We start from the raw sequence: 25,283 nt of genomic DNA, 5'->3' as shown, positions 1-25,283 counted from the left end.
CGCTCACCGGCGTGCGCTGAGCGCTGCCGCGTGGGCACCCGCGGCGGCCGCCGTGAGGAACGGGGCGGGGTCTTGACCAGGACCCCGCCCCATCGTCGTCAGGGCCACGGGTGACGTGCCGAGGGCCTCGAGGAGGCCGTCGGACGGGACCTCGACCGCGGTGAGGGCGGCACGGGCGCCGGCCACGAGCTCGCCCACCTGGCGGCGGACGAGCGCGTCGAGGGCAGCGTCGGGCAGGGTCGTGACCGGGACGTCGGCCGGGGTGAGGAGCGCGCGCCCGTAGGCGGTGCGGCTGTGGTGGCTGATGCCGCGGTGCCGCTCGCGCCGGTCGCTCCCGCTGACCCGCAGCGAGGCGATGCCGCGCCCGCCGAGGACGTCGGCCGCGTGGAGGGCGTCGGCACAGGCGACACCCGAGTAGCCCCACCGGGTGCCGGTACCGACGTTCCCCGGCCCCTGCACCACGACGGCGACGTCGGCCGCGACGACGTGCCGCGCGGCGAGCAGCCCCGTGTGGGTGGTCACGGCCTCGTGGTCGCCACCGAACGCCTGCCCGACGGTGAGGGTCGCGGCGAGCCAGCCGGCCTCGGTGAGCCCGGCGACCGCGCGCGAGAACGCCGCGGGGAGGGCGCCGCCGTCGGTCATGACGTACGCGACCCGGGCGTCGGGCCGCACGTGCCGGACCCCGGCGACGACGGCGGGCAGGGCCGAGTGGAGGTCGGCGACGACGACGGGCAGTCCCTCGAGGTCGTCGGCCTCGGCGAGGTCGTCGTGGTGCGGGCTGTCCTGCTCGTCGACCGCGAGGAGCATCTGCTGCAGGGGCGTGTAGCGGGCCTTGACGATGTGGCCGGGTCCGCCCTCCGGGTCCGCGGGCAGGGTGTCCGTGCGGGCGACGACGAAGGCCAGCCCCCCGGTCCCCAGCCCGCGCAGCAGGGCCGAGGCGTTGAGGAGGACGCGCTCGCCGACCTCGGGGACGCCCACCATCGCGGTGTAGGCCAGCGCGCGCACCGGCTCCGCGGCACCACCGGCGGGCTCGTCGGACCCGTCGAGCGCCACCGTGAGCTCGACGGCACCCGGCCACCGACGGACCTCGCCGACGACGGTCCCGGCTCGCCACTGCATCACGGTCGGCAGCGTATCCGTCGGGTAGCGTCTGGCGGGTGAGCAGCGATCCCGGGGCCGGTGCGCCGAGCGCGGCCCAGGTCAAGACCGAGCGCCTGCTCAACCTCGTCCTCGTGCTGCTCTACACGCGTCGGCCGATGAGCAAGGCGCAGATCCGCCAGCTCGTGCCGCAGTACGGCAGCTCCGCGTCGACCGAGGCCTTCGAGCGGATGTTCGAGCGCGACAAGGACGAGCTGCGCGAGCTGGGCATCCCCCTCGTCACCGAGGACATCGACCCGCTCCACGAGGACGAGCCCGGCTACCGCATCCACCAGCGCGAGTACGCCCTCAAGGACATCGCCTTCGAGCCCGACGAGCTGGCCGTCCTCGGCCTCGCCAGCCGGGTCTGGGCGCAGGCCTCGCTCGCCGGTCCGGCGGCCCAGGCGCTGCGCAAGCTCAAGGCCGCGGGCGTCGAGCGCGACGGCGACGCCCTCATCGGCATCGAGCCGCGGCTGCGGACCACCGAGCCGGCGTTCGACGCCGTCAAGGACGGCGTGGTCCGCCGCGTGCCGCTCGCGTTCTCCTACCGCCGCCCCGACGCCGAGGAGGCGACCGAGCGCCGGGTGCAGCCGTGGTCGCTCATCTCGTGGCACGGCCGCTGGTACCTCAACGCCTACGACGAGGAGCGTGAGGGCGCCCGCGTCTTCCGCCTGTCGCGGATCACCGGCGCCGTGCGCACCACCGGCCGGGCGGGCTCGTTCGAGGTCCCCGCCGACCACGAGCCCGAGCTGATGGTCGCCCGGGTGACCACTCCGGCGACCCGGCCGAGCCCGGCCGTCGTCCGGGTCCGGCGCGGCACGGGGCACAGCCTGCGCCGGCACGCCCGGACCGTCGGCGAGGTCGACGACACCTGGGACCTCGTCGACCTCGACTACCACGACCTCGAGGACTTCGCCGAGCAGGTCGCCGGCTACGGCGCCGACGTCGTCGCCGAGCAGCCGACCGAGCTCGTCGAGGCCGTCGCCCGCCGGCTGCGCGGGGCGCTCGTCGCCCACGGGGGAGGGGGCACCTGATGGCCGGTGCGACCCAGGAGACGGCGACCGCGCGCCTGGCCCGGCTGCTGACGATGGTCCCGTGGCTCGTCAACCGCCAGGGCATCGACGTCCAGCAGGCGGCCGACGACCTCGGCGTCAGCGTCGACCAGCTCGAGGCCGACCTCAGGCTGCTCTTCCTGTGCGGCTACGGCCAGATGCCCGACGAGCTCATCGAGGCGGACTGGGAGGGCGGCAAGGTGTTCGTCGGCAACGCCGACACCATCGCCCGCCCCCTGCGCCTCGGCGTCGACGAGGCGGTCACCCTCATGGTCGGCCTGCGGACCCTGCGCGAGGTCCCGGGCCTCGACGAGCGCGACGCCGTCGACCGGGCGCTGGCCAAGCTCGAGGACGCCGCCGGCGGCGCCGCCGCCCCCGCCAGCCGGGTCAGGGCCGAGGTCGACGACGGCACCTCCGCCGAGCTGCTCGCCCGCGCCCGCCAGGCCATCGCCGCCCGCCGCCGGGTCCACCTGCGCTACCTCGTGCCCGCCCGTGACGAGGCGACCGAGCGCGACGTCGACCCGATGCGCGTCGTCGGCTACGACGGCCGCTGGTACCTCGAGGGCTGGTGCCACCGCGCCGAGGACACCCGCCTGTTCCGGATGGACCGGGTCGAGGAGCTCACCGTCCTCGACGTCGACGGCACCCCGCCCGAGGGCGCCCGTGAGCGCGACCTCGCCGACGGCACCTTCCGCCCCGGACCCGACGACCTCGTCGTCACCCTCCGGCTGCTGCCGGGCGCCACCTGGATCGCCGACTACTACCCCGTCGAGACCTCGCAGGAGGTGCCCGCGGCCGACGGCGGCGGCCTCCTCGTCCGGGTCCGCACCGCCGACACCGCCTGGCTGCGCCGGCTCGTGTGGCGGATGGGGGGTCGGGCCGTGGTCCTCGACCCCCCCGAGGTCGTCGCCGAGGTCGCCGAGGGCGCCGCCGCGGCCCTGGCCGCCTACCCGGGTGCCGTCGAGGGCTGAACGGTGCTGCCGTGGTGGGGCTGGGTGCTCCTGTGGGTCGTCCTCGTCGTCGCGAGCGCGCTGTGGCTGTTCGTCCTGGGCCGGCGGGTCTGGGGGAGGGCGAGGGTGCTCACCCGCGAGCTGTCCCGGGCGAGCGGTCTCCTGGCCGAGCTGGAGGCGCGGGTCGACGAGCTGCGCGAGGCGGAACCCGCCCCCACAGCGGTGACACAGGACCCAGCCAGGCTCCGGGAGGAGTATCGGGCGCAGCGTGCCGAGCAGGCCGCCGCGAGACGCTCCCGTCGGGCCGCGCGGATGCCTCGCTGGGCACGCGTAGACTGAATCGGACGCCAGACCACCTCTTCAGGAGTTGAACCCCATGGGCAGGATCGGACCGACCGAGATCATCATCATCGCGGTGCTGATCATTCTGATCTTCGGCTGGAAGAAGCTCCCGGACGCCGCCCGCAGCCTCGGCCGCTCGGCCCGGGTGTTCAAGTCCGAGGTCGACGAGATGAAGAAGGACAACGAGAAGAAGTCCGACGCGTCCGGGCAGACCGTCGCCAGCGAGTCCATCGAGCCGACCTCGACCGTCGACCGCGCCGTTCCCACCGCCGACGGCAACGCCGTCAAGGAGAACGCCCCGCGCACCGACAACCAGTCCGGCCCGGTGGCCTGACCCTCCCTTCGCCGCCCACCACTCCATGGCCCGACTGCGCCGACGCCCTCGCGAGCCCGAAGGGCGGATGACGCTCGGCGAGCACTTCAAGGAGTTCCGGCGCCGGCTCTTCATCGCGGCCGCTGCCGTCCTCGTCACCTCGATCGTCGCGGGTGTCTTCTACGACCGGGTGTTCGCCTTCCTGTCCGAGCCGTTCAACGAGTACAAGCTCGCGAACCCGCAGAACGACATCAGCCTGAACTTCGGTGAGGCGACGAGCGCGCTGTCCAACCTCATCAGCCTGTCGATCTTCGTCGGCGTCGTCGTCGCGAGCCCGGTGTGGCTCTACCAGATCTGGGCGTTCATCGTCCCGGGCCTGACCCGCAAGGAGAAGCGGATCTCGCTGGCCTTCCTCGGGGCCACCGTGCCGCTCTTCCTCCTCGGCTGCGCGCTCGCCTACGCGATCCTGCCGCAGTCGCTGTCGATCCTCTACGGCCTCAGCCCGAGCGGGACGTCGAACATCCAGCAGGTGTCGATGTACTTCTCGTTCGTCACCCGGTTCATCCTCGTCTTCGGGATCGGCTTCCTCTTCCCCGTCGTCCTCGTGGGGCTCAACGCCATCGGCGCGATGCCGGCGACGCGCCTCATCAAGGGCTGGCGGGTCGCGATCGTCCTCATCTTCGTCTTCGCCGCGGTGGCCACCCCGACGGCCGACCCGTTCACGATGTTCGTCTTCGCCGCCCCGCTGACCCTCCTCTACTTCGGGGCCTGGCTCGTCTGCCGGCTGCTCGACAAGCGCAAGGCCGCCAACCGCCCCGACTGGCTCGACGTCGACGACACCGAGGCCTCCTCCCTCTGACGTCCCGGCTGCACTAGCCTCGCGCCATGCCGCAGCGCCTGGGGATCGTCGTCAACCCGACCTCGGGCAAGAACACGGGGGCGCGGGTCGGCCACGAGGCGCTGACGCTCCTGCGCGCGGCCGGGGTCGAGCTCCTCGACCTCAGTGCCGCTGACGCCCGTGGAGCCCTGGCCAAGGGCCGGGCGGCCATCGCCGACCGGGCGGTCGACGCCCTCGTCGTCGTCGGTGGCGACGGGATGGTCCACCTGGGGGCGAACCTCTGCGCGGGCACGGAGGTGTCCCTCGGCATCATCGCCGCAGGCACGGGCAACGACGTGGCGCGCGTCCTCGGGCTTCCCGTGCGCGACGCGGCCAAGGCCGTCGAACGCCTCCTCGGCGGCGGGACCCGCCGCATCGACGCCGCGCGGCACACCACGCCGACGGGGGAGGAGAAGTGGTTCGTCGGGGTGCTGGCCGCGGGGTTCGACGCCGTCGTCAACGAGCGCGCCAACACGTGGCGCTGGCCCAAGGGGCAGATGCGCTACAACCTGGCGATCCTGCGCGAGCTGCCGCTGTTCCGCGCGATCCCGTACCGCCTCGTCCTCGACGGGCGCGAGGTGGACACCGAGGCGATGCTCGTCGCCGTCGGCAACGGCCCGTCGTACGGCGGCGGCATGAAGGTGACCCCCGACGCCGTCCTCGACGACGGCCTGCTCGACGTGCTCGTCCTCCACCGGATCAGCACCCCCGAGTTCCTGCGCGTCTTCCCCCGGGTCTTCTCGGGCCGTCACACGAGCCACCCCGCCGTCGAGATCCTGCGGGCCCGCTCGGTGCGGCTCGAGGCGACGGGCATCGTCGCCTACGCCGACGGCGAGCGGTTCGGCGCGCTGCCGATGACGGTCGAGGCCGTGCCGGGCGCGCTCACCGTCCTCGCGTGACGCCTGACGTAGCCTGAGCGCATGCCCAGCCCCGCTGAGCGGTACGCCGCGGCCCGCACCCGTGCGCGCCGGGAAGGATCGGAGCTCCGCCGGTTCGCCGACGGCCTCGACTTCCCCCTCGACGAGTTCCAGCTGACGGCCTGCGAGGCGGTCGAAGAGGGCAAGGGCGTCCTCGTCGCGGCCCCCACCGGCGCCGGCAAGACGATCGTCGGCGAGTTCGCCGTGCACCTGGCCCTGGCGACCGGGCGCAAGGCGTTCTACACGACGCCGATCAAGGCGCTGTCGAACCAGAAGTACCACGACCTCGTGCGCCGCCACGGGGCCGAGAACGTCGGCCTGCTCACCGGTGACTCCTCGGTCAACGGCGAGGCCCCCGTCGTCGTCATGACGACCGAGGTGCTGCGCAACATGATGTACGGCGGCTCGAGGACCCTGCACGGCCTGGGCTACGTCGTCATGGACGAGGTCCACTACCTCGCCGACCGGTTCCGCGGGGCGGTGTGGGAGGAGGTCATCATCCACCTTCCCGAGTCGGTGCAGGTGGTGTCGCTGTCGGCCACGGTGAGCAACGCCGAGGAGTTCGGCGACTGGCTCGCGGAGGTCCGCGGCAACCACGAGGTCGTCGTCTCCGAGCACCGGCCGGTCCCGCTCTCGCAGCACATGCTCGTCGGCACGACGATGTTCGACCTCTTCGCGGGGAACCGGGTCAACCCCGACCTGCTCCACGCGATCCGCAACGCCGAGCAGCGCGGCCGGGTCGAGGACACCGCCCACCGCGGCTCGGGGCGCGGTACCCCCGCGCGGATGCAGCAGCGCGGCGGCCGCGGTCGCGGCGGCGTCGGCGGGGGGTCGCGGTCGTCGGGGTCGTCGGGGTCACGAGGGGGCGGCGGACGCGGGCCCGGCGGCGGTGACGGTGGGCGCGGGTTCGCCCGCGGCGGCCGCCCGGGTGGGGGAGCGACCCGCGCGGAGGTCATCGAGGAGCTCGACCGCGACGGCCTGCTCCCGGCCATCACCTTCATCTTCAGCCGGGTCGGCTGCGAGGCCGCGGTCGGCCAGCTCCTCGCCGCCGGGACCCGCCTCATCCCCGAGCGCGAGGGACTGCGGATCCGACGTCACGTCGAGGAGCGGGTCGAGTCGCTGGCGGAGGAGGACCTCGGCGTCCTCGGGTACTGGGACTTCGTCGAAGGGCTGTCCCGTGGCTTCGCGGCGCACCACGCCGGGATGCTCCCGCTGTTCCGCGAGATCGTCGAGGAGCTCTTCACCGCGGCCAGGATCCGGGCGGTGTTCGCCACCGAGACGCTGGCGCTGGGCATCAACATGCCGGCGCGCACGGTCGTCCTCGAGAAGCTCGTGAAGTTCAACGGCGAGGCCCACGTCGACGTCACCCCGGCCGAGTACACCCAGCTCACGGGTCGGGCGGGTCGGCGCGGCATCGACATCGAGGGGCACGCGGTCGTCCAGTGGGGCCGCGGGGTCGACCCGCTCGCCGTCGGCGGTCTCGCGTCGACCCGCACCTACCCGCTGCGCTCGAGCTTCCGGCCGACGTACAACATGGCGGTCAACCTCGTCTCCCAGGTCGGGCGCGAGGTGGCGCGCGACATCCTCGAGACGTCCTTCGCCCAGTTCCAGGCCGACCGGGCGGTCGTCGGCATCGCCACGGCCGTGCGGCGCAACGAGGAAGGGCTCGACGGCTACGCGGAGGCGATGCACTGCCACCTCGGGGACTTCCGCCAGTACGCCGAGCTCCGCCGACGGCTCGCCGACGCCGAGAAGGACGGGGCGAAGTCGAGGTCGGCGTCGCGCCGGGCCGAGGCGGCCGTCGCGATGGAGAACCTGAGGATCGGCGACGTCATCCGGATCCCGGCCGGGCGCCGTGCGGGGTGGGCCGTCGTCGTCCAGCCCGCGCGTGCTGCCAAGGGCGCCCCCACGGGGCCCGCCGTCGTCACCGAGGACAAGCAGTTCCGCCGGCTCACCCTCGTCGACGTGCCCGAGGCCGTCGAGGCCGTCGCGCAGGTCAAGGTGCCCCCGAACTTCAACCCGAAGTCCCCCAAGAGCCGGCGCGACCTCGCGACCTCGCTGCGCATCGCGGTGCCGCACGGCTCCGAGGACACCCCTCGGCGCCGGGCCGCCCGTGACGCCGCCGCGGCGGCCGGCGAGAGCGAGCGGGTCTCCGCCCTGCGCGCCGAGCTCAAGGCCCACCCGTGCCACCAGTGTCCCGAGCGCGAGACCCACGCCCGGTGGGCCGAGCGGTGGTGGCGCCTCAAGCGCGAGACCGTCGGCCTCCAGCGCAAGGTCGAGGGGCGCACGAACACCGTGGCCCGCACCTTCGACCGGATCTGCGACGCCCTCGAGTCACGGGGCTACCTCCAGGACGGCGGCACCGTCGTCACCGAGCGCGGCGAGCGGCTGCGACGGCTCTACACCGAGAAGGACCTCCTGGCCGCCGAGTGCCTGCGCCACGACGTCTGGAAGCGCCTCGACGCGCCGGGCCTCGCCGCGGCCGTGTCGGCGCTCGTCCACGAGCCGCGGCACGAGGAGGCCGAGGTCGCACCGCGGATGCCGAACGACGAGGTGGCCGCGGCCGTCACGGCGATGGAGCGGCTCTGGGGCGAGATCGAGGACCTCGAGAGCGAGCACGACCTGCCCTCGACGTCGATGCCCGACGGCGGGATGGCGTGGATGGTGCACCGCTGGGCGTCGGGAGAGCGGCTCGATGCCGTGCTGCGTGGCCAGGACATCGCGGCCGGCGACTTCGTTCGACGGTGCAAGCAGCTCGTCGACCTCCTCGACCAGGTCGGCAAGGCCTCGACCGACGAGGTGCTGCGCCGCACCGCCCGCCAGGCCGTCGACGCCGTCCTGCGCGGGGTCGTCGCCGCCGACCGCCTCGACTGACGCGCCGCCCCCGGGTCACCGACCCGGGGCGGCACGTCCGGCGCCGACGGCTCAGCCGCCGTGGACCGAGCCGATCCGGATGGGGTTGCCGAACGGGTCCCGGAGGGCGAAGTCGCGCCCGTACGGCTGGTCGACGATCTCCTGGGTGATCTCGGCGCCCGACGCGGCGACCCGCTCGAACGCCCCGTCGACGTCGTCGGTGGTGAAGGCCAGCCAGCCACCACCGGCCCCCTTGGTCACGAGGGAGCGGATCTGCTCGGCGGTGGCCTCGTCGTGCGCGGGCGAGCCGGGCCTCTCGAGGAGGATGGCCTTCTCGTCGCCGGGCACGCGGACGGTGAGCCACCGCATCGGACCGAAGTCCACGTCGGTGTCGACCTCGAGGCCGAGCACCTCGGTGTAGAAGGTCAGGGCCTGGTCCTGGTCGAGGACGAAGATCGAGGAGATGTTGTTGCGCTTGAGCATGTCGGGCTTCCTTGTCGCGGGATGGTTCCGGGTCGTGGTCCGTCCCGGACGACGCTGGGCGTGGCCCGGACCTCCTGCTTCTCCGAAAGTCCGGTTCTTCCCGGCCGTCGCCGTACGGTGTCCGTCGTGGGCGCTGCCGAGGAGGACCGCAACCGCCGGCTGCTGCGCGCGCGTGACGTCATCGACCGGCGCTCGACCGAGCCGCTCGATGTCGAGGCCCTCGCCGCGGTCGCCCACATGGCCCGCTCGCACTTCATCTCGGAGTTCCGGCGCACCTTCGGCGAGACGCCGCACCGCTACCTCCAGCGCCGCCGCCTCGAGCGGGCGATGACCCTGCTGCGCACCACGGACACCCCCGTCACCGACGTCTGCATGGCTGTCGGCTTCTCCAGCCTCGGCACGTTCAGCCGCACCTTCACCGACGTCGTCGGGGTGTCGCCCAGCGTGTTCCGGACCGGCGTCGACCCGGCGACCGGGTTCGTGCCGACCGCGTGGCGGATGCGGTGGACCCGGCCGGCAGGTCCCCGCGGAGGAGCGCCGGCGGACGAGGGCGGCGACGTCAGTCCAGGCCCAGTGCCGTGAGGAGGCGCTTGACCGGGTTCTCGATGGCGTAGTCGCTCGCGAGCCGCTGGAGGGCCGCCGGGTCGGCGACGGCGCGGGGGAGTGCGAGGTCGACCGAGGCCACCGGCGCGTCGGGCGCGACGCGCACGACCGTGGGGGCGACGTCGAGGTAGGCCGACGCGGCCTCGAGGTTGGCGCGTCGGGCGCCCTTGATGGCGGGGTCGCCGTTGTCGACGGCCTCGCGCAGCCCGGCGAGCGAGCCGTACTGCGCGATGAGCGCGGCCGCGGTCTTGTCGCCGATGCCCTTGACGCCGGGCAGCCCGTCACTCGTGTCGCCGCGCAGCACCGACATCTCGAGGTAGGCCTCGCCGGTGTCGACGCCGTACTTCTCGCGCAGCAGGTCCTGGGTGGCGACGTCAGGCTCGCGCACGCCGCCGCGACCGGTGTAGAGGACGCGGACCCGGTTCGCGTCGTCGACGAGCTGGAGGAGGTCGCGGTCGCCGGTGACGACGTCGACCGCCATCGACCCCTTGTGCCGCGCCGTCAGGGTGCCGATGACGTCGTCGGCCTCGAACCCCGCGGCGCCGAGCCGGGGGATGCCGACGGCCGCCAGCGCCTCACGGATGAGCGGCACCTGCGGCGTCAGCCCGTCGGGGCTCTCCTCGACGACGTCGGACCCCTCGGTGAGACGGTGCGTCTTGTACGTCGGGACGAGGTCGACGCGCCACTGCGGCCGCCAGTCGTCGTCCCAGCACGCGACGAGGTGCGTCGGCCGGTGCGCCGTGACGAGGGTCGCGATCATGTCGAGGAAGCCGCGCAGCGCGTTCGTCGGCGGCTCGTGCTCCGACGTGCGCTGGTCGGGCACCCCGAAGAAGGCCCGGAAGTACAGCGAGGCGGAGTCGAGGAGCAGGAGGCGGTCCGGCATGGCCCGAGGGTAGCCGCCCGGCCGAGGGGCGAGCCGTTCCCGGGCCCTCGGGCACTGGCCACTACCCTGTGCACGTGGAAGACCTCGACCGACGGATCGTCGACCTCCTCGCCAAGGACGGCCGGATCAGCTACACCGACCTCGGCAAGGCGCTCGGCATGTCGACCTCCGCCGTGCACCAGCGGGTGCGCCGGCTCGAGCAGCGCGGGGTCGTCAAGGGCTACACGGCCAAGCTCGACCACCAGGCCCTCGGGCAGCAGATCACGGCGTTCATCTCCATCACGCCGATCGACCCCGCCGCCCCCGACGACATCCCGGAGCGGCTGCGCGACATCACCGCCATCGAGGAGTGCCACTCGGTCGCCGGCGACGAGAACTACATCCTCAAGGTGCGCGTCGCCAACCCGATCGAGCTCGAGGACCTCATCGCGCAGGTCCGCGGTGCCGCGCACGTCAGCACCCGCACGACCGTCGTCCTGTCCACTCCCTGGGAGTGAGCGTGCCGGACGCCCTGTCGGCCGACCTCCAGCGGTACCTCCAGCAGGGCCGCGACGCCGTGCTGCGGGCGCTCGACGGGCTGTCCGAGCACGACGCGCGGCGGCCACTCGTGGCGAGCGGCACCAACGTCCTCGGGCTCGTCAAGCACCTCGTCGGCGTCGAGCTCGGCTACCTCGTGGAGTCCGTCGGCCGCGAGGCGCCCGTGCTGGCCTGGAACGAGGACGGGTCCGTCTGGGAGAACGGTGACATGTGGGCGCTGCCCACCGAGAGCCGCGACCATCTCGTCGGGCTCTACCGGCAGGCGTGGTCGCTTGTCGACGCCGCCCTGGCCGAGCTGCCCCTCGACACACCGGCATCCGTGGCGTGGTGGCCGGAGACGTCACGCACCACGACCTTCGGGCACCTCGTCGTCCGGGTCGTCGCCGAGACCGCGCAGCACGCCGGGCACGCCGACATCCTGCGTGAGACCGTCGACGGCCGAGGCGGCCGGGACCACGACGACCTGGGCGACGCGGCGTGGTGGGACACCTACGTCGGGCGGATCCAGGCGGCGGCCGACACCTTCCGCTAGGGGTCAGCGGCCGATGTCGGCGACGGTGGCGTCGGTGACGGCCACGAGGTCGGTGGGGGAGAGTCCGAGGTCGAGGCCGCGGCGCCCTCCCGAGACGTAGACGACGTCGAAGAGCTCGGCGCTCTCGTCGACGACGGTGGGGAGCGGACGCTTCTGGCCGATCGGGGAGATACCGCCGAGGACGTAGCCCGAGGACCGCTGAGCCGCAGCCGGATCCGCCATCGACGCCCGCTTGGCTCGCAGGGCGGTCGCCATCGCCTTGAGGTCGAGGGTGCCCGCGACGGGGACGACGGCGACGGCCAGACCCGTCCCGGTGTCGACGACGAGGGTCTTGAACACCTGCTCCGGCGGGAGTCCCAGGACCTCCGCGGCCTCGAGGCCGAACGACCGAGCGGTGGGGTCGTGGTCGTAGGCGTGCTGGGTGAAGGCGATGCCCGCGGCGGCCAGGGCGACGGTCGCCGGGGTGCCTGACGTCTCTCTCCGGGCCACGCCTCGAGGGTACGTGGCACCCGTCGGCGTCCTCGGGTCGTGGCCGTCCACAGGTCGGGTCCTCGAGCGAGGTGCCCTGTCGGTGGTGGCCGATACGGTTGTCGCAGTGGGGAAGGGGGTGGTCGGGGTGGACCGCGCGGACGTCGTGTCGTTCCGGGAGGACGTGGCGCTGCTCGCTGGGCCAGGGTCACCCGCCGCCCAGCTCACCGACCGCGAACGGCTCGACCTCGTCGCCGAGCTCGAACGGGTCAAGGGAGCGGTCGCCGCTGCGCAGGCCCGCCTCACCCACGCGCTGCGGCGGTCCCGGGAGGAGCTCGACCTTCGCGACGTCGCGAGGTCGGTGGGCTCCGAGGTCGCCCTGGCGCGACGGTGCTCGCCGAGCCTGGGCGACCGGTTCGTGGGTCTCGCGCGCGCCCTCGTCGACGAGATGCCCGCGACGATGTCGGCCCTGTCCTCGGGCGCCTGCTCCGAACGACACGCCGTGGTGGTCGCCCGGGCGACGGCGGTGCTGCCGGTCGAGGCACGGGCGGAGGTCGACCGGCGGGTCGGGCCGCTGCTCGGTCGGCTCGGGGTCACGGCGGCCGAGCGGGCGGCCCACCGGGTCGCCGCAGAGCTCGATGCCGCGGCCGTCGTCCGCCGGATGGAGGAGGCCGTGCGGTCGCGACGGGTCACCGTCCGACCGGCGCCCGACGGGATGGCGTACCTCAGCGTCCTCGGCCAAATGGTCGACGTCGTCGGCACCCACGCCGCACTCCTGGCGAGGGCGAGGTCGGTGGTGGGCGGCCAGTGCGCCGACGAGCTCCCCGGGGGCCGGGGCGTCGGGGCCGTCGCGGCCGACACCGCCCTGCGGGCCCTGTCCGGACGGGGCTCGCCGGGCGCCGTCCAGCCAGTCGAGGTGCACGTCGTCATGACCGACCGTGCCCTGCTCGGCATCGGCGACCCGCAGCGGTCCGTCATGGAGCCGGCGCGGGTGCCGGGCCACGGCAGCGTCCCCGCGTCGGTGATCCGCTCCGTCCTGCGGCGACCGTTCGCCGATGCCCGCCCGCGCGACTCGTCGACGCCCACCACCAGCGGGGTGCCGGATCGGGCCGACTCCGACGCCTCGGTCTGGCTGCGGCGGCTCCACACCAGCCCCGACGGCCGTGACCTCGTGGCGATGGACGCGCGCCGGCGGCTGTTCACGGGCCTCCTGCGACGGATGCTCGTGCTGCGCGACGACGTCTGCGTCACGCCCTGGTGCGGCGCTCCGATCGTGCACGCCGACCACCTCGAGCCCGCGCGCGACGGAGGGCCGACGAGCTTCGTCAACGGCAGCGGGGCCTGCGCCCGCTGCAACCAGGTCAAGGAGGCGCCCGGCTGGTCGGCCTCGGTCCACGACCCGCTCACCTCACCGGAGGCGCGGGTCGAGGACGGCCTCTCCCGACCACGTCGTGAGGTTGTCGTCGCCACCCCGTCCGGCCGCCGCTACGTCTCCTCCCCACCGCCTCTGCTCGGCTGGGGAACCGACGTCGTGGGGGTACGACCGACCGTCCACCGTGACCCGGCACCGGCGGGCGCCGGGACCAGCCCTCCACGACGGCACCCTCGCGGCAGCCGGCCACCGAAGCGGCCACTGCTCAGCAGCCGACTGGAACGGACCCTGTGTCGCTCCCTCACGTGAGGTCGCGGGAACGGGACCCAGTCGGTCAGCCGGCGAGGTCGGCGGCCGAGGCCGCACGGCTCGCGCCGGCCCCCACGAGGGCGGCCTCGTGGACCTCGGACGCGTCGTGCTGCTCGCGCCACCACTGCTGGCCCTCGGCGGGGAGGGTGTGGATCGGGTCGTGGTAGACGTACTCGCGCGAGAGCGCCTGGTCGTCGCCGGCCTCGATCGAGGTGCGGTAGTGCTTGCGCCAGAACGACATCCCGCGCACGGTGTCGTAGGTCTCGACCTGGTGCACCCAGCGCTTCCCGACGAACGGGACGTCGCAGACGATGCGCGGCGTGGCGAACCCGGGCAGGTAGCCCATGATCGCGTGCTGGAGCTCCTGCGCCTCGCGCAGCGACACCCGCCAGTGCTCGGAGAACGGGATCATGTCGCACATGTAGAAGTAGTACGGCGTGATCATCGCCTCGTCCTGGAGGGCGAAGCAGAGGTCGAGCAGCGCCTCGGGCGAGTCGTTGACCCCCCGCATGAGGACCCCTTGGTTGCGCACGTCGCGCACGCCCGCCTCGAGCATCGTCGTCGCGGCCCTGGCGACGAGCGGGGTCACCGACTGCGCCGCGTTGACGTGCGTGTGGATGGCGAGCGACACCCCGCGCGAGCGGGCCGTGGCCGACACCCGGGCGACGCCCTCGACGACGTCCGGCTGGAGCCAGTGCTGCGGCAGCCCCATGAGCGCCTTCGTCGCGAGGCGGACGTCACGGATCGTCGGGACCTCGAGCAGCCGGTCGAGGAAGGCCTCGAGGTTCTTCCACGGCATGTTCGCGACGTCACCGCCGGAGACGACGACGTCGCGCACGCCCGGCGTCCGGTGGAGGTAGTCGAGCATCGCGGCGTAGCGGTCGACGGGCTTGCCGGCGAGCTTGAGCTTGGCGACCTGCGGGGTCGAGTTGCCGACGAGGTCCATCCGCGTGCAGTGGCCGCAGTACTGCGGGCACGTCGGGAGCATCTCCGCGAGCACCTTCGTGGGGTACCGGTGGGTCAGCCCCTCGACCGCCCACATGTCGTGCTCGTGGAGGGAGTCGCGCGTGGCGAAGGGGTGGCTGGGCCAGTCGGTGCGCCGGTCGGAGAAGACGGGGAACATGTAGCGCCGCACCGGGTCGGCGTAGAAGGCCTCGGTGAACGCCGCGCCCGCCGACGGCATCGCGCCCTCCGTCGAGGGAACCATCGTGTTGACCATCTGCGGCGGGACGAGCATCGACATCGTGGCCCGCTCGGCCTGGTCGCGCTCGAGGTCGGCGTAGAAGCGGTCCTCGAGGAGGTCGCCCATCACGGCGCGCAGCTGCCCGACGTTCTTCACGCAGTGGGCGCGCTGCCACTGCGCGTCCGCCCACTGGGCCGCGGTGACGTCGCGCCACCCGGGAAGTCGGGTCCAGTCGGGCTCAATCAGCTCACGACGCCGGTAGGCGTACGGCTGGTCGATCATCGTCGTCATGCGTGGCAGGATACGCAACGGATGACGCCCACGTCACGCTCTGGCCGCAAATGCTGCGGCCGCGTGTCGGATGACGAGGAGATTCTTGTGCGCACGACCCCGTCCTCGCCCGTCGGCCTGCACCGGGTGCTCGACCCGGCGGGGGCCGCGCTGCCGCAGGCGGCCCGCGTCCTCGACGCCGGTCCCGAGCTGTGGGCCGACGAGGTCCGCATCGACGTCGAGACGCTCAACCTCGACGCCGCGTCCTTCCGCCAGCTCAGCGAGAAGCACGAGGGCGACGGGGGAGCGGTCCGCCAGGAGGTCCTCGCCATCGTCGCCGAGCGCGGCAAGATGCAGAACCCGGTCACCGGCTCGGGCGGGATGCTCATCGGCACCGTCGCCGAGGTCGGTCCCGAGTCCCCCCTCGGGCTCACGGTCGGCGACCGGGTCGCGACCCTCGTCTCCCTCTCGCTGACGCCCCTGACGGTCACCGACGCCCTCGAGCGCTGGGACGGCCGCTCCGAGCGCGTCCCCGCCGCCGGTACCGCGGTGCTGTTCGGCCGCTCCATCGCGGCCCGGCTGCCCGAGGACCTCTCGCCCGACCTCGCCCTCATGGTCATGGACGTCTGCGGCGCCCCCGCCCTCGTGACCCGGGTCGTCGCCGAGCACCTGGCGCGGGGGAGCGCACCCACCGTCGCGGTGCTGGGTGCGGCCGGGAAGTCGGGGTCCCTCTCGCTCGCGGCCGCCCGCGCCGCCGGCGCCGGCCACTGCATCGGCGTCGTCCCGTTCGAGGCCGAGGCGGCGCTGCTGCGGCCCACCGGCCTCGCCGACGAGGTCGTCATCGCCGACGCGCGCTCACCGCTCGGGCTCGCCGAGGCCGTCGCCGCCGCCGGCGGGCCGGCCGACGTCACCGTCGTGTGCGTCGACGTCCCCGGGTGCGAGCAGCCCGCGATCCTGGCCACCGCCCAGGGCGGCACCGTCGTCTACTTCTCGATGGCGACGAGCTTCTCCGCGGCGGCGCTCGGTGCCGAGGGGCTCGCCGCCGACGTGACGATGCTCGTCGGCAACGGGTACGTCCCCGGCCACGCCGACCTCGCCCTCGACCTCCTCCGCTCCACCCCGGCGGTCCGCACGCTCTTCGAGAGCCGGCTCGAGCACGCGTGACCGTTCGGAGGGCCGCCCCTAGGGTGGGCCCATGAGCCTGAGCGGCACCACCTCCCCCTACGGCACCGACGACCTCGACCTGGACCTGCGGTGGTGGGCTGCGGCCAACTACCTCACCGTCGGCCAGATCTACCTCATGGAGAACGCGCTGCTGCGCGAGCCCCTGACCCTCGAGCACGTCAAGCCGCGGCTGCTGGGCCACTGGGGGACCAGCCCCGGGCTGTCGATGCTCTACACGCTGCTCAACCGCGTCATCCGCGAGACCGACAGCGACTGGCTCTACGTCACCGGCCCCGGGCACGGCGGCCCGGCCCTCGTCGCCACCGGGTGGCTCGAGGGGACGTACAGCGAGGTCTACCCCGACATCGGCGACGACGCCGAGGGCGTCCGCGCCCTGTTCCGCCAGTTCTCCTCTCCCGGAGGCGTGCCCAGCCACGTCAGCGTCCAGACGCCGGGCAGCGTGCACGAGGGCGGCGAGCTCGGCTACGCCCTCGCCCACGCGGCCGGCGCCGCCTTCGACCACCCCGAGCTCGTTGTCGCGTGCGTCGTCGGTGACGGCGAGGCCGAGACCGGTCCGCTGGCGGCCTCGTGGCGGCTCCCGAACTTCCTCAACCCCCGGCGCGACGGCGCGGTGCTGCCCGTCGTCCACCTCAACGGGTACAAGATCGCCGGCCCGACGGTGCTCGGGCGCACGAGCGACGAGGACGTCGAGGCCTACCTGCGCAGCCAGGGCTGGGACCCGGTGACGGTCTCCGGCGACGACCCGCGCGAGGTGTTCCCGGCGCTGCTGGCCGCCCTGCGCGACTCGCACGCGCGGATCCGGGAGATCCAGTCCGCCGCCCGCTCGAGGGCGGGCGCGAGCGAGCAGGTCCGGCACTCGTGGCCGGCGATCGTCCTGCGGACCCCCAAGGGCTGGACCGGTCCGGCGGTCGTCGACGGCGTCCAGGTCGAGGGGACCAACCTCAGCCACCAGGTCCCGCTCTCGGGGCTGGCCGACGACCCCGAGCACCTGCGGATGCTCGAGGAGTGGCTGCGCGGCTACCGCCCCGAGGAGCTCTTCGACGACGACGGCCGCCTCGTCCCCGAGCTGCGTGCCCTGGCACCCGAGGGCGACCGCCGGATGTCGGCGACCCCGTACGCCAACGGGGGTCGGCTGCGCGAGGACCTGCCGATGCCCGACCTCGACGCGTACGCGGTCGACATCGACGGGCGCGGCGTGACGATGCTCGAGAACACCATCACGGCGGGCCGCCTCATGCGCGACCTCTACGCCGCGACGGCGCGCGAGGACGGCGGGGGCACCTTCCGCCTCTTCTGTCCCGACGAGACCGCGAGCAACCGCCTCCAGCCGGTCTTCGAGGTGACCGACCGGTGCTTCATGGGGCCGCTGCTCGACACCGACCACCAGATCGGGCCCGACGGCCGCGTCATGGAGGTGCTGAGCGAGCACCTGTGCGAGGGCTGGCTCGAGGGGTACCTCCTCACCGGGCGGCACGGCGTCTTCGCCACCTACGAGGCGTTCGCGATGGTGTCGGCCTCGATGGCGATCCAGCACGTCAAGTGGCTCCAGCACGCGCTGACCCTGCCGTGGCGCGCCTCGGTGTCCTCGCTCAACGTGCTGCTCACCTCGACGTGCTGGCGCAACGACCACAACGGGTTCTCGCACCAGGGTCCCGGGCTCATCGACTGCCTCATCCCCCTGGCGCCCGACGTCGTGCGGGTGTGGCTGCCGCCGGACGCGAACACCACCCTGTCGATCACCGACCACTGCCTGCGCAGCACCGACCACGTCAACCTCATCGTCGTCGACAAGCAGAAGCACCTCCAGTACCTCTCGCTCGAGGAGGCCCACCGGCACTGCGCCCGGGGGGCCGGTGTCTGGGACTGGGCGAGCACGGCGGCGCCCGAGGAGACGCCCGACGTCGTCATCGCCTGCGCCGGCGACGTGCCCACGCAGGAGGCCCTCGCCGCGGCGGAGCTCCTCGCCGAGCACGTGCCCGACCTCCGGTTCCGCTTCGTCAACGTCGTCGACCTCATGGCGCTCGTCCCCGAGGCCGACCACCCGCACGGGTACACCGACAGCCAGTTCGACGACCTCTTCACCGCCGACCGGCACGTCGTCATGGCCTTCCACGGCTACCCCCGGGCGGTGCACCAGCTCGTCCACGGGCGCTCCAACCCCGGGCGCTTCCACGTGCGCGGGTTCAACGAGCAGGGAACGACGACGACGCCCTTCGACATGGTCGTCCTCAACCGGATGAGCCGCTTCCACCTCGCCAAGGAGGTGCTGCGCCGCGCCGCGACGCGGCCTGCCGGATGGCGCGAGCTCGTCGAGCTCTGCGACAGCCGGCTCGAGGAGCACGAGACCTACATCAGGGCGAACCTCGCCGACCTGCCCGACATCACGAACTGGACGTGGCGAGGGCTGCCGGGGTGAGCGGGCTGTACCTCGCCGGCACCGAGGCGCGGTCGGGGAAGTCCGCGGTCGCGGTCGGCCTGGTCCACCAGCTCGCCCGGCGGCACCGGCGGGTCGGCGTCTTCCGACCCGTCGTGCGCGCCGGGACCGAGCTCGACGAGCTGCTCCGGCTGCTCGTCCAGGAGGCGCCGACCGAGCTGCCCGCGCAGCGCTCGTGGGGCGTCACCGACGAGGCGCTCCACCGCGACCCCGAGCGCGCGCTCGGCACCATCGTCGACCGGTACCACGACGTCGCCCGGCTCCACGACACCGTCCTCGTCGTCGGGACCGACTTCACCGGCGTCCCGGCGCCGACGGAGTTCACGACCAACGCGACCGTCGCCGCCAACATCGGCACGCCGATGGTGCTCGTCGTCCCGGCCCGCAACCGCAGCCCGGCCGACGTGGCGGCCAGCGCCGCGGTGTCGGTCGCGGCCGCCCGCCACGAGCACGCCCACGTCACCGGGGTCATCGCCAACCAGGTGCCCGAGGGCGCGGACGTCGACGTCACCGCCGCCCTGCGGGAGCGCCTCGGCATCCTGCCCGCCTGGGCGCTGCCCGAGTCGGCCCTGCTGCGCGCCCCCACGGTCCGCGAGCTCGTCTCCGCCTGCGACGGTCGGCTGGTGCACGGCGACCCCGACCTCCTCGACCGCGAGTGCCTCGGGCTGGTCGTCGCCGCGATGTCGATGCCGCACGTCATCGACCGGCTCGTCGAGGGCGGCGTCGTCATCGTCCCCGGCGACCGTGACGACGTGCTCCTCGGCGTCCTGCTGGCGCACCAGTCGCGCACCCTGCCCAGCCTCTCGGGCGTCGTCCTCAACGGCGGGTTCGCCCTCTCGCCGCAGGTCGACCGCCTCGTCAGCGGGCTCGGCATCCGGCTCCCCGTCGTCGCGAGCGACGGCGGCACGATGGCGACCGCGACCGCGCTCGGGTCGGTGGAGGGCCGTCTCACCCCCGCGTCCGAGCGCAAGATCCGCGCGGCTGTCGCCATGGTCGAGGAGGCCGGCGACCTCGGCACCGTCGTGGGCGCCGGGACCGCGACCGAGGAGGGCACGGTCACCCCGCTGATGTTCGAGCACGACCTCGTCGAGCGCGCCCGCGAGGCCGGCGCGCACCTCGTCCTCCCCGAGGGCGCCGAGGAGCGGATCCTCCTCGCCGCCGACCAGGTGCTGGCGCGGGGGATCGCCCGGCTGACGCTGCTCGGGGACGAGGAGGAGGTCCGCGGCACGGCGCAGCAGCTCGGTGTCGACATCTCCGCGGCCATGGTCATCGACCCGGCGACGAGCGCCCTGAGGGAGCAGTTCGCACAGGAGTACGCGCGGCTGCGCGCCCACAAGGGGATGACCGTCGAGACCGCCAACGACCGGGTCGTCGACCCGTCGTACTTCGGGACGATGATGGTCCACGCGGGGCTCGTCGACGGGATGGTGTCGGGCTGCATCACGACGACCGCCCACACGATCCGTCCCGCGCTGGAGATCGTGCGGACGTCACCGGGCGTCTCCGTCGTGTCGAGCGTGTTCCTCATGTGCCTCGCCGACCGGGTCCTCGTCTACGGCGACTGCGCGGTCAACCCCGACCCCACGGCCGAGCAGCTCGCCGACATCGCGATGTCGTCAGCCCGGACCGCCGAGCAGTTCGGCGTGGCGCCGCGGGTCGCGATGCTGTCGTACTCGACGGGGGAGTCGGGGACGGGCGCCGACGTCGACAAGGTCCGTGCGGCCACGGCGATCGTGCGCGAGCGGGCCCCCCACCTCCTCGTCGACGGCCCGATCCAGTACGACGCCGCCGTCGACCCGGGTGTCGCCGCCACCAAGCTGCCGAACAGCCCGGTCGCCGGGCGCGCGACGGTCCTCGTCTTCCCCGACCTCAACACGGGCAACAACACGTACAAGGCGGTCCAGCGCAGCGCCGACGCGGTCGCCATCGGTCCGGTGCTGCAGGGGCTCAACCGGCCGGTCAACGACCTGTCGCGCGGCGCCCTCGTGCGCGACATCGTCAACACCGTCGCCATCACCGCCGTCCAGGCGGGCTCCCGGTGACGTCCGCCGCCGGAGCGCGCCACGTCCTCGTCGTCAACGCGGGGTCGTCGTCGCTGAAGTACCGGGTCGTCGCCGCGGCGACGGGAGAGACCGTCGCCGACGGGACCGTCTCCGAGATCGGCGGCGACGCGCGGCTGCGTCACGAGGCCGGTGGCCACCGGGCCGAGCGATCGGTCGCCTGCCCGACCCACGCCGAGGCGTTCACCCTGGCCCGGGAGTCCCTCGACGAGCACGGTCCCGACCTCGGGGCCGGGCTCGTGGCCGTGGGGCACCGCGTCGTCCACGGCGGCGAGCGGTTCACCGAGGCGGTCGAGGTCTCCGACGACGTCCTCGCCGCACTGCGCGAGCTCGCCCCGCTGGCCCCCCTGCACAACCCGGCCAACGTCGAGGGCATCGTGCGCGCGCGGGAGGCCTTTCCCGGCGTGCCGCACGTCGCGGTCTTCGACACGGCCTTCCACCGCACCCTCGCGCCCGCCGCCCACACGTACGCCGTGCCCCGGGCCTGGCGCGAGGAGCACGCGGTGCGCCGCTACGGGTTCCACGGGACCTCGTTCGCGTCCGTGTCCCGGCGCACGGCCGCGCTCCTCGGGCGACCCGTCGAGGACCTCGCGCTCGTGGTCCTGCACCTGGGCAACGGCGCCAGCGCCTGTGCCGTGCTGGGCGGGCGGAGCGTCGACACCTCGATGGGCCTGTCGCCGACGGAGGGGCTCGTCATGGGCACCCGCTCGGGTGACGTCGACCCCGCGCTCGGCGCCTACCTCGCCCGGGTCGCCGGCACGTCGGTCGAGGACTACGAGACCGCCCTCAACCGGCGCAGCGGGCTGCTCGCCCTCGCCGGCGCCTCCGACTTCCGCACCCTCGAGGAGGGGCTGGAGGCCGGCGACGAGGACGCCCGGCTCGCCTTCGACGTCACGGTCCACCGGCTCGTCAAGTACGTCGGCGCCTACGCCGCCGTCCTCGGCCGGCTCGACGCCCTCGTCTTCACCGGCGGCATCGGCGAGCACAGCCCCGTCCTGCGGGCCGCGGTCGTGGGACGCCTGGGAGTCCTCGGGCTCGTGCTCGACGAGGGCGCCAACGCCGACGGCACCGCGGCGCGCAGGGTCTCGGCCGACGCGAGCGCGGCCGGGGTCTGGGTCGTCCCCACCGACGAGGAGGCCGAGATCGCCCGGGCGGCCCTCGAGGTGGCCGGCGCCCGATCCTAGAGTGGCCGCCATGCCGACGACGCTCTACCGCCGCGGGCGGGTCCGGACCCCCGACCACCCGTCGGCGACCGCCCTCGTCGTCGGCGACGACGGCACCATCGTCTGGCTCGGCGACGAGACGGGAGCCGACACGCACGCCGCCGTCGTCGACGCGGTCGTCGACCTCGAGGACGCCCTCGTCCTCCCCGGCTTCGTCGACGCGCACGCGCACGTCTCGCACACCGGCCTCGGCCTGCGCGGGGTCGACCTCGCGGGGACCCGCACCGTCACCGAGGCGCTCGACCTCGTCGCGGCCGCGGCCCGCGCCGGCCGCGGGCGCCCGGTGTTCGCCCACGGCTGGCAGGAGCAGGACTGGACCGGTGGGCGACCGATGACCCGCCGCGAGCTCGACCGCGCCAGTGCCGGGGGAGTGGTCTACGCGTCGCGCGTCGACGGCCACTCGGCCGTGGTGTCCAGTGCGCTCGTCGCGGCATCGGGCGCCGACCGGCTCGACGGGTGGAGCGCGGAGGGCTTCCTCGTCCGCGACGCGAAGAACGCCGCCCGGGCCGCGTTCGACGGGTCCCGATCCCGCGCGCAGCGGCGGGACGACATCGACCTGGCCCTCCGGGGCGCGGCGGCTGCCGGTGTCGTCGCCGTCCACGAGTGCGGCGGCCCGCTGCTCACCTCGGCCGACGACTTCGCCGACGTCCTCGAGGCCGGCCGCCGTGCCGACCTGCCGGCGACCGTCGGCTACTGGGCCGAGGCCGTCACCGAGCCCGAGCAGGCCCGGGCCCTCCTCACCCTCCACGGCGCGCGCGGCCTCGCGGGGGACCTCAACATCGACGGGTCGGTCGGGTCGCACACCGCGCTGCTGCGGGCCGACTACGCCGACGAGCCCGGCTGTCGCGGCACCGCGTACCGCGACGTCGCCGCCGTGCGCGACCACGTCGCCGCGTGCGCGCTGGCCGGGGTGCAGAACGGGTTCCACGTCATCGGGGACGCCGGGCTCGACCTCGTCCTCGACGGCTACGAGCAGGCCGCCGCCCTCGTCGGCGAGGGGGTCGTGCGCGCGTCCCGACCGCGGCTCGAGCACGCCGAGATGGTCGACGCCGCCGGTGTGCGACGGATGGCGCGACTCGGCATCGCGGCCAGCGTCCAGCCCGCGTTCGACGCGGCGTGGGGCGGTCCCGAGGGCCTGTACGCCCAGCGGCTCGGGCCCGAGCGCGTCCCCGGCATCAACCCCTTCGCGTCCATGGCGCGAGAGGGCGTCGCGCTGGCCTTCGGCTCGGACGCACCGGTCACCCCGTTCGCGCCCTGGGCCGCCGTGCGCGCCGCGGTCGACCACCGCGACCCCGACCAACGGGTCGGCACGCCCACGGCGCTCGACGCCCACACCCGGGGCGGTTGGGCCGCTGCGGGGGAGGTGGGCGGCCTCCTGCAGGTCGGCACGCTCGCGACCTTCGCGGCGTGGGTGGTGACGGCCACCGACGCCGACGGGCTGCCCGTGCTCGGGGGAGGGACGCCCCTCCCGCTGTGCCGCCTCACGGTGCGCCACGGCGTCGTCCTCCACGACTCGAGGGCCTGAGGCCCCGGTTCCCGGGCCACTCCGACGCCTCCGCCGGTCAGGACGCCGTGACCCCCATGACGTGACGCGGGCTCTCGACCGACTCACGTCCGGGTCGTGCCCGGGCACCCCACGGGTTCGGGGGCCGCAGCGGCTCCCGCCGTCCCGGTCCGCGTCATGCCGGGGACGGGGCGGCGACCTCATCGGTGGAGGCCGGGCACGGGACAGCGTGCCGCGCCCAAGCAGAGGACCCGCCCAGGGTCCACCCCGATGAAGGAGACATGATGCTCACGTCCACCACCGTCCGCACCGGAACCGCAGCCCTCGTCCTGGTCGGAGCCGTCGGTTTCGGCCCCGGACTCGTCTCGGCCGCGTCCGCGGCTCCCACCCACGCACCGGTCGCCGCCGCCTCGTCGGCGACGATGCAGGGCCAGGCCTGGAGCTACACCGGCACCTGGACCGACAAGAAGGGCCGCACCGGCGACGCCGTCGTGAAGATCGTGCCCCAGAAGTTCTGGGACGACGGTGGCACGCTGATGATGCGCTCGGCCGTCACGACCACGACGGAGGGTGCCCGCGGCTCGGTGCCGCACACGAGGACGATGGACCTCGAGGTCAAGGACGTCACCTCCGCGGCGGCGCCGAGCGCCGTGAGCGCCGCCTCGTGCGACATCCTCAACCTCGTGCTCGGCCCGCTGGACCTCAACCTCCTCGGGCTGGAGGTCCACCTCGACCAGGTCGTCCTCGACATCGTCGGCGCCACCGGGGCCGGCAACCTGCTGGGCAACCTGCTGTGCGCGGTCGCCGGTCTCCTCGACGGCGTCGGTGCCCTCGGCCAGATCGCCGGTCTGCTGAACCAGATCCTCGCGATCCTCAACGGTCTCGGGGCCTGAGGCTCCGACCGACCAGGGGTGACGGTCCGTCCGCGCAGCGCGCGAGGGCCGTCACCCCGCCCCGGCCGAGAAGGGTCCCCGGAAGGGCCCGGCCACCCCGCAGGAGCGCACGACCTGGAGGTCGTCATGAGCGTCATCGCCTTTCGTCCCCGTTCACCGCGCCATGGCGTCCCGGACGCCGAGGCCGCCCATCCCGCCGTGTTCGGCACCTTCCGCTCCCCGACCGGTGGCACCGGCCGCCTCACGGGGTCGATGCGCGTGCTGCGGCTCGTCCTCGGGCCGCACGGCGCCTTCGTCACCGGCGTCGTCACCGGGGCGATGCGCGAGGACGACGGCACCCTGATCGGGGTGGAGAGCCGGCGGGCCACCGTGCGCGCGGACCTGGTGCGCGACGACGGCGCGTTCCGCCCCTGGGTGCGCCCCTTCGAGCTCGACCTCATGGGGATCGCGGTCGACGTCGCCGCCTTCCCCGTGGAGCCGGCCCTGGCGCTTCCGCGCCGACGCCCCGCGACACCCGCGCCCCATCCCGTGCGGCACCCCTCGCACCTCGGTCTGGCGCCGTGAGAGCCGTCGCCCTCGTGACCCCGCTGCTCGTCCTCGGGCTGCTCCCGGTCCTCGGCCGGATGGAGGCGTGGAGCGTGGGGGAGCGCACCCGCCCGCGGGCCAGGACCCCCCGACCCAGGACCACCGTCAGGACCCGGATGACCGCTACCACCCCGCCCGCCGACCCCGAGCTCGTCCCCGGACCGCTGCCTCGCGACCCGCCGCCGCCTCCCGGCTACCGTGACCCGCTCGAGGACAGCCCGGTCCTCGAGGACCTCGTCGACCCGTCGCGGGGCGAGGTCGGCCTAGGGGACGAGGGCGCGGGATCGGCCTGAGCGCAGGCCCCCGACCTGCACGGAC

24 protein-coding genes are annotated in these 25,283 nt (G+C 74.1%); 19 read left to right on the top strand and 5 right to left on the bottom strand.

The genetic code is table 11. The features are described 5' to 3' along the window. Positions 1-3 precede the first annotated feature (3 nt). Positions 4-1,122 carry a DUF3866 family protein gene (locus ACFWN3_RS01045; RefSeq protein ID WP_377642568.1) on the bottom strand — a complete coding sequence of 373 codons (1,119 nt, stop codon included), beginning with the start codon at positions 1,120-1,122 and terminating at the stop codon, positions 4-6. A gap of 35 nt (positions 1,123-1,157) precedes the next feature. Between ACFWN3_RS01045 and ACFWN3_RS01040 the strand changes: the two genes are divergently transcribed. From ACFWN3_RS01040 to ACFWN3_RS01010, 7 genes are read left to right on the top strand one after another with little or no spacing between them, the layout of a single operon-like run. Then, entirely contained in the window at positions 1,158-2,171 is a 1,014-nt protein-coding gene (locus tag ACFWN3_RS01040) for a helix-turn-helix transcriptional regulator (RefSeq protein WP_377642566.1), read from the top strand. After that, complete coding sequence (locus tag ACFWN3_RS01035; RefSeq protein WP_377642565.1) at positions 2,171-3,160, top strand: helix-turn-helix transcriptional regulator; 990 nt, start codon at positions 2,171-2,173, stop codon at positions 3,158-3,160. Before ACFWN3_RS01040 ends, ACFWN3_RS01035 begins: the two co-directional genes overlap by 1 nt. A gap of 3 nt (positions 3,161-3,163) precedes the next feature. Further along, positions 3,164-3,478 carry a hypothetical protein gene (locus ACFWN3_RS01030; RefSeq protein WP_377642563.1) on the top strand — a complete coding sequence of 105 codons (315 nt, stop codon included), beginning with the start codon at positions 3,164-3,166 and terminating at the stop codon, positions 3,476-3,478. Positions 3,479-3,515: 37 nt separating this feature from the next. Beyond that, complete coding sequence (gene tatA, locus ACFWN3_RS01025; protein ID WP_377642561.1) at positions 3,516-3,815, top strand: Sec-independent protein translocase subunit TatA; 300 nt, start codon at positions 3,516-3,518, stop codon at positions 3,813-3,815. Positions 3,816-3,840: 25 nt separating this feature from the next. Beyond that, positions 3,841-4,653 carry a twin-arginine translocase subunit TatC gene (gene tatC / locus ACFWN3_RS01020; RefSeq protein ID WP_377642559.1) on the top strand — a complete coding sequence of 271 codons (813 nt, stop codon included), beginning with the start codon at positions 3,841-3,843 and terminating at the stop codon, positions 4,651-4,653. 26 nt (positions 4,654-4,679) lie between these two features. Beyond that, a complete protein-coding gene (locus tag ACFWN3_RS01015; protein WP_377642557.1) occupies positions 4,680-5,570 on the top strand; it encodes a YegS/Rv2252/BmrU family lipid kinase in 891 nt (296 codons plus the stop codon). Positions 5,571-5,591: 21 nt separating this feature from the next. Further along, positions 5,592-8,462, top strand: coding sequence for a DEAD/DEAH box helicase (locus tag ACFWN3_RS01010; protein ID WP_377642554.1), 2,871 nt, complete (start codon positions 5,592-5,594; stop codon positions 8,460-8,462). A 51-nt stretch (positions 8,463-8,513) separates the two neighbouring features. Here the strand turns inward: ACFWN3_RS01010 and ACFWN3_RS01005 are convergent, their stop codons facing one another. Then, positions 8,514-8,924, bottom strand: coding sequence for a VOC family protein (locus ACFWN3_RS01005; protein ID WP_377642552.1), 411 nt, complete (start codon positions 8,922-8,924; stop codon positions 8,514-8,516). Between the two features lie 126 nt (positions 8,925-9,050). Here ACFWN3_RS01005 and ACFWN3_RS01000 point away from each other — a divergent pair, with 126 nt between their 5' ends. After that, the gene (locus tag ACFWN3_RS01000; RefSeq protein WP_377642550.1) at positions 9,051-9,506 is read left to right on the top strand and encodes a helix-turn-helix transcriptional regulator; all 456 of its coding nucleotides are present in this window, start codon (positions 9,051-9,053) and stop codon (positions 9,504-9,506) included. On the opposite strand, the gene ACFWN3_RS00995 is transcribed toward ACFWN3_RS01000, so the two are convergent. Next, positions 9,484-10,410 carry a 5'-3' exonuclease H3TH domain-containing protein gene (locus ACFWN3_RS00995; RefSeq protein WP_377642548.1) on the bottom strand — a complete coding sequence of 309 codons (927 nt, stop codon included), beginning with the start codon at positions 10,408-10,410 and terminating at the stop codon, positions 9,484-9,486. The two genes, ACFWN3_RS01000 and ACFWN3_RS00995, sit on opposite strands and share 23 nt — an antisense overlap. A gap of 74 nt (positions 10,411-10,484) precedes the next feature. On the opposite strand from ACFWN3_RS00995, the gene ACFWN3_RS00990 reads away from it, so the two are divergent. Both ACFWN3_RS00990 and ACFWN3_RS00985 read left to right on the top strand, forming a co-directional pair. Then, positions 10,485-10,907 (top strand): Lrp/AsnC family transcriptional regulator, encoded by a 423-nt coding sequence (locus tag ACFWN3_RS00990; protein WP_377642546.1) that lies wholly within the window; start codon positions 10,485-10,487, stop codon positions 10,905-10,907. After that, positions 10,904-11,479: a DinB family protein gene (locus tag ACFWN3_RS00985; RefSeq protein WP_377642544.1), complete on the top strand. Its 576-nt coding sequence runs from the start codon at positions 10,904-10,906 to the stop codon at positions 11,477-11,479. The genes ACFWN3_RS00990 and ACFWN3_RS00985 overlap by 4 nt, the downstream gene beginning before the upstream one ends. A 3-nt stretch (positions 11,480-11,482) precedes the next feature. Here ACFWN3_RS00985 and ybaK read toward each other — a convergent pair whose 3' ends face one another. Next, positions 11,483-11,968 (bottom strand): Cys-tRNA(Pro) deacylase, encoded by a 486-nt coding sequence (gene ybaK, locus ACFWN3_RS00980; protein ID WP_377642542.1) that lies wholly within the window; start codon positions 11,966-11,968, stop codon positions 11,483-11,485. A gap of 127 nt (positions 11,969-12,095) precedes the next feature. Here ybaK and ACFWN3_RS00975 point away from each other — a divergent pair, with 127 nt between their 5' ends. After that, a complete protein-coding gene (locus tag ACFWN3_RS00975) occupies positions 12,096-13,628 on the top strand; it encodes a DUF222 domain-containing protein (RefSeq protein WP_377642540.1) in 1,533 nt (510 codons plus the stop codon). 25 nt (positions 13,629-13,653) lie between these two features. Here the strand turns inward: ACFWN3_RS00975 and ACFWN3_RS00970 are convergent, their stop codons facing one another. After that, positions 13,654-15,102: a KamA family radical SAM protein gene (locus tag ACFWN3_RS00970; RefSeq protein WP_377642538.1), complete on the bottom strand. Its 1,449-nt coding sequence runs from the start codon at positions 15,100-15,102 to the stop codon at positions 13,654-13,656. 21 nt (positions 15,103-15,123) lie between these two features. On the opposite strand from ACFWN3_RS00970, the gene ACFWN3_RS00965 reads away from it, so the two are divergent. The 8 genes from ACFWN3_RS00965 to ACFWN3_RS00930 all read left to right on the top strand — a co-directional run bounded on the left by ACFWN3_RS00965 (position 15,124) and on the right by ACFWN3_RS00930 (position 25,258). Then, positions 15,124-16,245 carry an L-erythro-3,5-diaminohexanoate dehydrogenase gene (locus ACFWN3_RS00965; protein ID WP_377642536.1) on the top strand — a complete coding sequence of 374 codons (1,122 nt, stop codon included), beginning with the start codon at positions 15,124-15,126 and terminating at the stop codon, positions 16,243-16,245. A gap of 31 nt (positions 16,246-16,276) precedes the next feature. Continuing rightward, positions 16,277-18,682: a phosphoketolase gene (locus ACFWN3_RS00960; protein ID WP_377642533.1), complete on the top strand. Its 2,406-nt coding sequence runs from the start codon at positions 16,277-16,279 to the stop codon at positions 18,680-18,682. Next, positions 18,679-20,742: a phosphate acetyltransferase gene (pta, locus tag ACFWN3_RS00955; protein WP_377642531.1), complete on the top strand. Its 2,064-nt coding sequence runs from the start codon at positions 18,679-18,681 to the stop codon at positions 20,740-20,742. Before ACFWN3_RS00960 ends, pta begins: the two co-directional genes overlap by 4 nt. Next, a complete protein-coding gene (locus ACFWN3_RS00950; RefSeq protein ID WP_377642529.1) occupies positions 20,739-21,944 on the top strand; it encodes an acetate/propionate family kinase in 1,206 nt (401 codons plus the stop codon). The genes pta and ACFWN3_RS00950 overlap by 4 nt, the downstream gene beginning before the upstream one ends. 10 nt (positions 21,945-21,954) lie before the next feature. Continuing rightward, positions 21,955-23,508, top strand: a complete 1,554-nt coding sequence (locus tag ACFWN3_RS00945; protein WP_377642527.1) for an amidohydrolase — start codon at positions 21,955-21,957, stop codon at positions 23,506-23,508. 260 nt (positions 23,509-23,768) lie between these two features. After that, a complete protein-coding gene (locus ACFWN3_RS00940; protein WP_377642525.1) occupies positions 23,769-24,380 on the top strand; it encodes an ABC transporter substrate-binding protein in 612 nt (203 codons plus the stop codon). A 126-nt stretch (positions 24,381-24,506) separates the two neighbouring features. Further along, on the top strand, positions 24,507-24,944 hold the full coding sequence (locus tag ACFWN3_RS00935) for a hypothetical protein (RefSeq protein WP_377642524.1): 438 nt from the start codon (positions 24,507-24,509) through the stop codon (positions 24,942-24,944). Continuing rightward, a complete protein-coding gene (locus ACFWN3_RS00930) occupies positions 24,941-25,258 on the top strand; it encodes a hypothetical protein (protein WP_377642523.1) in 318 nt (105 codons plus the stop codon). Before ACFWN3_RS00935 ends, ACFWN3_RS00930 begins: the two co-directional genes overlap by 4 nt. Positions 25,259-25,283 lie beyond the last annotated feature (25 nt).

Origin of the sequence: Oryzobacter terrae (assembly GCF_042756445.1) — a bacterium.
Classification (GTDB): domain Bacteria; phylum Actinomycetota; class Actinomycetes; order Actinomycetales; family Dermatophilaceae; genus Oryzobacter; species Oryzobacter terrae.
The sequence above is the reverse complement of the archived record's forward strand: the minus strand, read 5'-3'. Positions and strand labels throughout refer to the sequence as shown.